Here is a 6260-nt window from a genome sequence, read left to right on the forward strand (position 1 = left end):
GGCGTCGAGGTGCCGCTGCTGGCGGTGGCGGCCGCCGGCGACCGTCAGGATCCGCCCTGGGCCTGCCGCAAGCTGCTGCAGCAATGCGCGGCGGCGCCGCAGCAGTTCCTCCTGCTGAGCAAGCAGGGCGGTTTCTCCAGCGACTACGGGCATGTCGAGATGCTGGTCAGCAAGGAGGCGCAGCGCGAGGTCTGGCCGCTGGCCGAGTACTGGCTGAACCACCTGCAGCTGCCGGCGGGTTTCGCCGAGCAGCCCTCTGCTACGGGGGCTTGAGGCGGCGCAGGCGTTCCTTCGCCGCGCGCATGCCGTTAAGATGTGACGCGATAAAGGCTTGCGGTCATTTCAGGAGCCGCCGGAGGGGGCATGTTCATCGCGCTGGAGCGCCTGATCAACCTCGACGAGGGCTACCGGCGCAGCTTCCAGGTTGCCGGGCGCAGCCTGTTGCTGCTGGTGGTCGAGGGGCAGCCGGTGCTGCTGGAAAACCGCTGCCCGCACCAGGGCGCGTCGCTGCATGACGCCAGCCTGCAGGGCCGGGTGCTGCGCTGCGCACGCCATGGCGTCGAGTTCGACCTGCGCAGCGGGCAGGCGCTGAACGCCCAGTGCACCGGGTTGTCCCTGTTGCACACGGCTTATGACGGCGACCGCATCGGTGTCGACCTCTAGCCGTCTCACCCATTCATTGCTGAAAGGAGTTTTGCCATGCACTACATCACCCCCGACCTGTGCGACGCCTACCCGGAGCTGGTGCAGGTGGTCGAGCCGATGTTCGCCAACTACGGCGGCCGCGACTCCTTCGGCGGCCAGATCGTCACCATCAAGTGCCATGAGGACAATTCGCTGGTCAAGGAGCAGGTCGACCTGCCCGGCCAGGGCAAGGTGCTGGTGGTGGACGGCGGCGGGTCGCTGCGCCGCGCCCTGCTCGGCGACATGCTCGCCGAGAAGGCGGCCAAGAACGGCTGGGAAGGCATAGTGGTGTACGGCTGCATCCGCGACGTCGACGTGATCGCCCAGACCGAACTGGGCGTGCAGGCCCTGGCCAGCCATCCGATGAAGACCGACAAGCGCGGCATCGGCGACCTCAACGTGGCGGTGACCTTCGGCGGCGTGACCTTCCGCCCGGGCGAGTACCTGTATGCCGACAACAACGGCATCATCGTCGCCCCGCAAGCCCTGAGCATGCCGGAATAAGCCCATGCAGGATCAGCAATCGGCCCTGCTGCATGCCTTCGTCCTCGACGGACGCGGCGGCGCACGCAGCATCGCGGGCGAAGAGCTGGACGGTCTGCAGTTGGCCGAGCAGGAAAGCCTGTGGCTGCACTGGGATCGCAGCCAACCTCAGGCGCAGCATTGGCTGCGCGAGCACAGCGGGCTGGACGAGTTCAGCTGCGACCTGCTGCTCGAGGAAAACACCCGGCCGCGCCTGCTGCCGCTGCCGGACGACGAGCTGCTGCTGTTCCTGCGCGGGGTCAACCGCAACCCCGGCGCCGAGCCGGAGGACATGGTCTCGGTGCGCATCTTCGCCGATGCGCGGCGGGTCATCTCCCTGCGCCTGCGTCCGCTGCGGGCCACCGAGGCGCTGATCGAGGACCTGCAGGCGGGCAGGGGGCCGAAAACCCCGTCCGAGCTGTTGTTGGAGCTGGCGCGCTACCTGACCGACCGCGTCGACGACCTGATCGCCGAATTGGGCGAGCTGCTCGACGGCGAGGAAGATCGCCTGGATGCCGACGAGCGCTACCGTCCCGAACACGGCCTGATGCTCCAGGTGCGCCGGCGCGCGGCCAGCCTGCGCCGTTTCCTGGCGCCACAGCGCGATCTCTACGCCCAGCTGGCGCGCAACCGCCAGCCCTGGTTCGTCGAGGACGACGACGATTACTGGAACGAACTGAACAACCGCCTGACCCGCTACCTGGAAGAGCTGGAGCTGGTCCGCGAGCGCGTCAGCCTGGTGCTGGAGGCGGAGAGTCGGCGCCTGAGCGAGCGGATGAACCGCATCATGTACCGCTTCAGCATCATCACTGGGCTGTTCCTGCCGCTGACCTTCCTCACCGGCCTGCTGGGCATCAACGTCGGCGGCATACCCGGCGCCGAGAGTCCGCTCGGTTTCTTCGTCGCCTGCGGCCTGATGGCCAGCCTGGCACTCGGCCAGCTGTGGCTGTTTCGCCGCTGGCGCTGGCTGTGATGTGTGACTTGGCCGCTCGCCGCCGCGTCTAGCCGTGACATCCCGTGAGGTGCGCATGCACGATCCATTCGAAGAATCCCTACGCGATTTGCTCAAGTCATCGCCGTCCAATCATGACGACGATGCCTGCCTGCACCGGGTTCTCAAGACCGCCAACCGTCAGGTCGGCGCCGGCGACCTGTTCAGCCTGATGGGCCACTGGCTCGAAGCCCTGATGATTGCCCTGAACAACGGCTCGGCGCATGTCGCGCCGGTTTCGCGCCGTACCCATTCCCCTGCTTCCGCTGATAAGGCCGATTGAAATGGAACTCGACCCCTGGACCCAAAGCCTGATCGCCGCCATGACCGCACTCTGGACCAAGGTCGCCGGCTTCATTCCCAACCTGTTCGTCGCCCTGGTGCTGGTGCTGCTCGGCTTCGTCGTGGCCAAGCTGCTCGACACCCTGCTGTCCAAACTGCTCGGCAAGGTCGGGCTGGATCGCCTGATGATGGGCACCGGGCTGACCAAACTGCTGGCGCGCGTCGGCATCCAGGCTTCGGTGTCGACCCTGATCGGCAAGATTGTCTACTGGTTCGTGCTGCTGATTTTCCTCGTCTCGGCGGCCGAGTCGCTCGGTCTGCAGCGGGTTTCCGCCACCCTCGACGTGCTGGCGCTGTATTTGCCCAAGGTATTCGGCGCGGCCCTGGTGCTGCTCGCCGGCGTGCTCCTGGCGCAGCTGGTCAGCAGCCTGGTGCGTGGCGCGGCAGAGGGCGTCGGCCTGGATTATGCCCACGGCCTGGGCCGTGTGGCCCAGGGCCTGGTGATCATCATCAGCATCTCGGTGGCCATCGGTCAGCTGGAGGTCAAGACCGATCTGCTCAACAATGTCATCGCCATCGTGCTGATCTCGGTCGGCCTGGCAGTGGCGCTGGCCCTGGGGCTGGGCAGCCGGGAAATCGCCAGCCAGATCCTGGCCGGCATTTATGTGCGCGAGTTGTACCAGGTCGGGCAACAAGTGCAGGTTGGTGAGGTCGAAGGCCAGATCGAGGAAATCGGCACGGTCAAGACTATCCTGTTAACCGATGCGGGCGAGTTGGTCTCGGTGGCCAACCGCGTGATGCTCGAGCAACGGGTAAACAGTCGCTAACGCGCCAATCCTGCTACTTTATGCCGCCGCCCGACAGGTATAGCCTGTTGGGCGGTTTTCGTCCCGACTCTCGGCCCAACTTGTTTTGAACAAAGCCCAAACCTTGCCCACGCGTTACGACCCCCGCGAGCTCACCGATGAGGAGCTGGTGGCGCGCGCTCACGACGAGTTGTTCCACATCACCCGTGCTTATGAAGAACTCATGCGCCGTTACCAGCGCACCCTGTTCAATGTCTGCGCGCGTTATCTGGGGAACGAAAGGGACGCCGACGATGTCTGTCAAGAGGTCATGCTGAAAGTTCTTTACGGTTTGAAGAACTTCGAGGGCAAGTCCAAGTTCAAGACCTGGCTCTACAGCATCACCTATAACGAGTGCATTACCCAGTACCGCAAAGAGCGCAGAAAGCGGCGTTTGATCGACGCCCTGAGTCTCGATCCGCTGGAAGAGGCGTCTGAGGAAAAGACGCCGAAAGTCGAGGAGCGCGGTGGTCTGGATCGCTGGTTGGTGCACGTCAACCCGATCGATCGGGAAATTCTGGTGCTACGTTTTGTCGCAGAGCTAGAGTTCCAGGAGATCGCCGACATCATGCATATGGGCTTGAGCGCCACGAAAATGCGCTACAAGCGAGCTTTGGATCGATTGCGCGACAAATTTTCGGACACTTCCGAAACTTAGTTCAGCTAATCGACCACTAAGGGAGTGGCGAACCCTGCTAAAATCGCCGCCAAGTTGCCGACTGAAACCGCAGGCGACTTATTAACCACCAAGATGGGGATTTAACGGATGAAACTGAAAAACACCTTGGGCGTAGTCATTGGCTCTCTCGTTGCCGCAACTTCCTTCGGCGCGCTGGCGCAAGGGCAAGGCGCTGTCGAGGTGGAGGGCTTCGTCAATCGCTACTTCGCCGACACCCAGCGTGACTTCGCTCACGATGAAGGCAACCTGTTCGGCGCCAGCATTGGCTACTACCTGACCGACGATGTCGAGCTGGCCCTGTCCTACGGCGAGTACCACGACCTGCGTGGCGAAGGCGCTGCCGGCAGCAAGAACATCAAAGGCAACCTGACCGACCTGAAGGCCCTCTACCACTTCGGTCAGCCGGGTGCAGGCCTGCGTCCCTACGTGTCTGCCGGCTTCGGCCATCAGAGCATCGGCGACGCCAACAGCGGCGGCCGTGATCACTCCACCCTGGCCATCGCCGGTGCCGGTGCCAAGTACTACTTCACCGAGATGTTCTACGCCCGTGCCGGCGTCGACGCTCTGTACAACATCGACCAGGGCGACACCGAGTGGCAAGCCGGCGTCGGCGTTGGTCTGAACTTCGGCGGCGGCAGCAAGCCGGCCCCGGCTCCGGCCCCCGTAGCCGCTGTCGAGCCGATGCCCGAGCCCACTCCGGAGCCGGTAATGGAAGCCGTGCGCGTCGAGCTGGACGTCAAGTTCGACTTCGACAAGGACCGCGTGAAAGAAGAAAGTTACGGTGACATCAAGAACCTGGCCGACTTCATGAACCAGTACCCGCAGACCACCACCACCGTTGAAGGTCACACCGACTCCGTCGGCAGCGACACCTACAACCAGGGTCTGTCCGAGCGTCGTGCCAACGCCGTTCGCGATGTGCTGGTCAACCAGTACGGTGTCGATGGCAGCCGTGTGAACACCGCCGGTTACGGCGAGTCGCGCCCGGTAGCCGACAACGCCACCGAAGCTGGCCGCGCCGTCAACCGTCGCGTTGAAGCCGAAGTGGAAGCCCAGATCCAGCAGTAATGCTTCTGGTGCGCTAAGAAAAACCCGGCCTCGGCCGGGTTTTTCTTTTCTGGAATAACAAAGCCCGCCGAGGGGGCGACGGGCAAACAACGACTTCGCAGGAGCGCGAAGCGGTCAGGCATGCAGGAGCTGAGGCATGCTGATATGGCTGCTGGCGCGGGCGACTTCGCCGATCACCAGGATGGCCGGACTCTGCAGGGCAAAGGCGCGGGCATCTGCGACCATATCGGCCAGTTGGCTGCGGCATTCGCGCTGCTCGGGCAGCGAGGCGTTCTCGATCATCGCCACCGGCATTTCGCCGCTCATGCCGCCGGCGAGCAGGCCGGCCTGGATGTCGACCAGCTTGGCCACGCCCATATAGACCACCAGGGTGGTGCCGCCCTGGGCCAGGGCCGCCCAGTTCAGGCTGCTGTCGTCCTGGGTATGGGCGGTGACCAGCGTCACGCCGCGCGCCACGCCGCGCAGGGTCAGGGGAATGCCGCAGTTGGTGGCGCCGGCCAACCCGGCGGTGATGCCGTTGACCAGTTCCACCTCGATACCGTGCGCGCCAAGCCAGTCGGCTTCCTCGCTGCCGCGGCCGAAGATGCACGGATCGCCGCCTTTCAGGCGCACCACGCACTTGCCCTGGCGCGCGTAGCGCAGCATCAGGCGATGGATAAAGGCCTGCGGGGTGGAGCGGCAGCCGCCGCGCTTGCCCACCGAGACGATGCGCGCGCCGGGGCAGTGTTCCAGCACGGCCGGGTTGACCAGATCGTCGATCATCACGATCTCGGCCTGGTTCAGCGCCTTGACCGCCTTCAGCGTCAGCAGCTCGGGATCACCGGGGCCAGCGCCCACCAGCCAGACTTTTGCATTCATATCGGGTTCCTCTAGGCGTTGACGGCAAGCGGCTGGTTAGCCAGCAGACGTTTGATTTCGGGGACGCAGGAGCCGCAGCTGGTGCCGCACTTGAGTTCCTGCTTGAGGCCGTCCAGGTCCAGACCGCGAGCGATGCCGGCGCACACCGCGCTTTCGCTGACGTTCAGGCAGTTGCACAGGGTCTTGCCGCGCGTGGTGGCAACGGCGTTGCCCGGCGGCGCGGAGACCGGGGCGAGCAGCCAGCGGCGCAGGTCGGCGTCGGCCTGGCCGTCCAGCCACAGGCTTCTGAGCCATTCGCTGGCGGCGGTTTCGCCGGCCAGGCGGATGCTGA

The 6260-nt window shown here is 64.7% G+C and carries 9 protein-coding genes and 1 pseudogene; 8 read left to right on the forward strand and 2 right to left on the reverse strand.

Annotated elements, in window-relative coordinates:
- The 8 genes and pseudogenes from N878_RS28940 to N878_RS10775 all read left to right on the forward strand — a co-directional run.
- Positions 1 to 273, forward strand: a pseudogene (locus N878_RS28940) (alpha/beta hydrolase); the annotation flags it as partial.
- A 90-nt stretch (positions 274 to 363) separates the two neighbouring features.
- Entirely contained in the window at positions 364 to 663 is a 300-nt protein-coding gene (locus tag N878_RS10745) for a Rieske (2Fe-2S) protein (protein ID WP_021443658.1), read from the forward strand.
- 36 nt (positions 664 to 699) lie between these two features.
- Positions 700 to 1188 carry a ribonuclease E activity regulator RraA gene (gene rraA, locus N878_RS10750; protein WP_021443659.1) on the forward strand — a complete coding sequence of 163 codons (489 nt, stop codon included), beginning with the start codon at positions 700 to 702 and terminating at the stop codon, positions 1186 to 1188.
- A 4-nt stretch (positions 1189 to 1192) separates the two neighbouring features.
- Positions 1193 to 2179 carry a zinc transporter ZntB gene (locus tag N878_RS10755; protein WP_021443660.1) on the forward strand — a complete coding sequence of 329 codons (987 nt, stop codon included), beginning with the start codon at positions 1193 to 1195 and terminating at the stop codon, positions 2177 to 2179.
- Positions 2180 to 2228: 49 nt separating this feature from the next.
- Positions 2229 to 2480, forward strand: coding sequence for a CrfX protein (locus N878_RS10760; RefSeq protein ID WP_177342892.1), 252 nt, complete (start codon positions 2229 to 2231; stop codon positions 2478 to 2480).
- Position 2481: 1 nt separating this feature from the next.
- Entirely contained in the window at positions 2482 to 3306 is an 825-nt protein-coding gene (locus N878_RS10765; RefSeq protein ID WP_021443662.1) for a mechanosensitive ion channel domain-containing protein, read from the forward strand.
- A gap of 85 nt (positions 3307 to 3391) precedes the next feature.
- The gene (sigX, locus tag N878_RS10770) at positions 3392 to 3982 is read left to right on the forward strand and encodes an RNA polymerase sigma factor SigX (RefSeq protein WP_031303023.1); all 591 of its coding nucleotides are present in this window, start codon (positions 3392 to 3394) and stop codon (positions 3980 to 3982) included.
- A 108-nt stretch (positions 3983 to 4090) separates the two neighbouring features.
- Entirely contained in the window at positions 4091 to 5071 is a 981-nt protein-coding gene (locus N878_RS10775) for an OmpA family protein (RefSeq protein WP_031303024.1), read from the forward strand.
- A gap of 114 nt (positions 5072 to 5185) precedes the next feature.
- On the opposite strand, the gene cobA is transcribed toward N878_RS10775, so the two are convergent.
- Positions 5186 to 5929: a uroporphyrinogen-III C-methyltransferase gene (gene cobA / locus N878_RS10780; RefSeq protein WP_021443665.1), complete on the reverse strand. Its 744-nt coding sequence runs from the start codon at positions 5927 to 5929 to the stop codon at positions 5186 to 5188.
- Between the two features lie 11 nt (positions 5930 to 5940).
- A partial coding sequence (locus N878_RS10785) for a bacterioferritin-associated ferredoxin (RefSeq protein ID WP_031303025.1) occupies positions 5941 to 6260 on the reverse strand: 320 nt, incomplete at its 5' end.

The sequence above is a fragment of the Pseudomonas sp. EGD-AK9 genome, from assembly GCF_000465935.2.
Lineage (GTDB): Bacteria > Pseudomonadota > Gammaproteobacteria > Pseudomonadales > Pseudomonadaceae > Aquipseudomonas.